The organism is Gluconacetobacter sp. (assembly GCF_047721585.1).
GTDB classification, from domain to species: Bacteria; Pseudomonadota; Alphaproteobacteria; order Acetobacterales; family Acetobacteraceae; genus Gluconacetobacter; species Gluconacetobacter dulcium.
Window position 1 is genome coordinate 1 of record NZ_JBDNXE010000256.1, and the last position, 1,742, is coordinate 1,742.

General features: G+C 68.2%; 3 protein-coding genes. All 3 read left to right on the forward strand.

Going from position 1 to position 1,742, the window contains the following annotated elements; translation table 11 throughout:
- The first annotated feature begins 253 nt into the window (after positions 1–253).
- A complete protein-coding gene (gene sdhC, locus ABF821_RS20945) occupies positions 254–715 on the forward strand; it encodes a succinate dehydrogenase, cytochrome b556 subunit (protein WP_114725440.1) in 462 nt (153 codons plus the stop codon).
- A 1-nt stretch (position 716) separates the two neighbouring features.
- The gene (gene sdhD / locus ABF821_RS20950) at positions 717–1,139 is read left to right on the forward strand and encodes a succinate dehydrogenase, hydrophobic membrane anchor protein (protein ID WP_114725438.1); all 423 of its coding nucleotides are present in this window, start codon (positions 717–719) and stop codon (positions 1,137–1,139) included.
- 125 nt (positions 1,140–1,264) lie between these two features.
- On the forward strand, positions 1,265–1,742 hold a 478-nt coding region (locus ABF821_RS20955; protein ID WP_415531468.1), incomplete at its 3' end, for an FAD-binding protein.

The window sequence follows — 1,742 nt, forward strand, 5'->3', positions numbered from 1 at the left end:
CCGCCGCGCGTCCGGCGTGCCCACGTCCGTCCGCCCCGCGCGGGCGGACACCGGCACGCAAAACCCCCGCCCGGCCGGCCCCCGGCACGGGTCCCCCACGGTCCGGGTCCCCCGGACCCGAATGCCGGCCGCGCGTCTCGCGACCTCGTGTTCCCCCCTGCGTTGACCGCGCCGCATCCCCGGCGTAGGACCGAACAGGCACAAGGCGACGGAACAAACCGGAGCCATAATCAGGGAAATCGACGAGACGACCATGCAGGATGTCCGTGATGCGCTCTATATAGGGCACCGAAGCGACGGAACACTGACCCGGCGACCCATGTCCCCGCATCTCCAGGTCTATCGCTTCCGCCTCTCCATGTTTCTTTCGATTGCGAACCGGGCAGCCGGCGTCGCGGCTGCGGCAGGGTCCGCGCTGGGCGTCTGCTGGCTGAGCGCCGCAGCGAAAGGGCCAGAATCCTTCAAGAAGGTTCAGAAGGTCACCCGCAATCCGCTGGGCAAGCTCGCCCTCGCGGGGTGGACGCTGGCGCTGGTCTACCATTTCGTCGCGGGGCTGCGGCATCTCGCATGGGATACCGGCCACCGCTTCGAAAAGAAGGAGATCAACGAAGACGGCCCGGTGGCCGTGGGTGTGACGGTGGGGGCCACGCTGGTGCTGCTCGCCAGCATCTTCGGCGTCGCCGCCTGCCGCTCCAGAAAGAAGAAGGCATCCTGACATGAACGCGTCCCACACGCCGCGCATTGATGTCATGCGCTCGCAACTCGGCCGGGCCAGGGGCCTCGGCTCGGCCAAGACCGGTGTCGACCATTGGTGGCTGGAACGGATGTCCGCCGTGGCGCTGGTCCCGCTTTCGGGCTGGTTCGTCATCCAGGTCCTGCGCCTTGCCGGCGCGGAACAGCAGGATGTCGTGGAATGGGGCGGCAAGCCCGTCAACGCCTCGATGCTGCTGGCCCTGATGGTCCTGACGTTCTACCACATGCAGCTGGGCCTGCAGGTCATCATCGATGACTACGTGCACGGCAAGGCGCATCTGCCGGCCAGCCTGCTTCTCAAGGGCGCCGCCCTTCTGATCGGGCTGTTCGCGGTGATCGCCGTCCTGAAGCTGGCGCTGGCTCCGTCGACCAAGGCGGGTGCCTGATCGGGCTCCCCCGGGCCGGATGTCCGGGGGGCCACGAGGCAAGTGACACAGAGGACAGTTCCGGCCCCGGAGCAGCCGCCAAAGGCGCCCATCGGGCCGGACGAGCATCGGGACACGTCCAAACAATGAACGCGATCACTCTTCCATCATCGAATGCCTACCGCATCATCGACCACGCGTACGACGTCGTGGTCGTGGGCGCCGGCGGGTCGGGCCTGCGTGCGACGCTGGGCATGGGGGCGGCCGGGCTGAAGACCGCCTGCATCACCAAGGTCTTCCCCACCCGCAGCCACACCGTCGCCGCCCAGGGCGGCATCGGCGCCTCGCTGGGCAACATGGCCGAGGACAACTGGCGCTGGCACATGTACGACACCGTGAAGGGGTCGGACTGGCTGGGCGACCAGGACGCCATCGAATATATGTGCCGCGAGGCCGTGCCGGCGGTGCAGGAGCTGGAACATCTGGGTGTTCCCTTCTCGCGCACCGAAGAGGGCAAGATCTACCAGCGCCCGTTCGGCGGCCACATGCGCAATTACGGCGAGGCCCCGGTGCCCCGCGCCTGCGCCGCCGCCGACCGCACCGGCCATGCCATCCTGCACACGC

Bases quoted from the DNA above. Each gene is read 5' to 3' on its own strand.
- sdhC (WP_114725440.1), top strand. From the start codon at position 254: ATGCAGGATGTCCGTGATGCGCTCTATATAGGGCACCGAAGCGACGGA.
- sdhD (WP_114725438.1), top strand. From the start codon at position 717: ATGAACGCGTCCCACACGCCGCGCATTGATGTCATGCGCTCGCAACTC.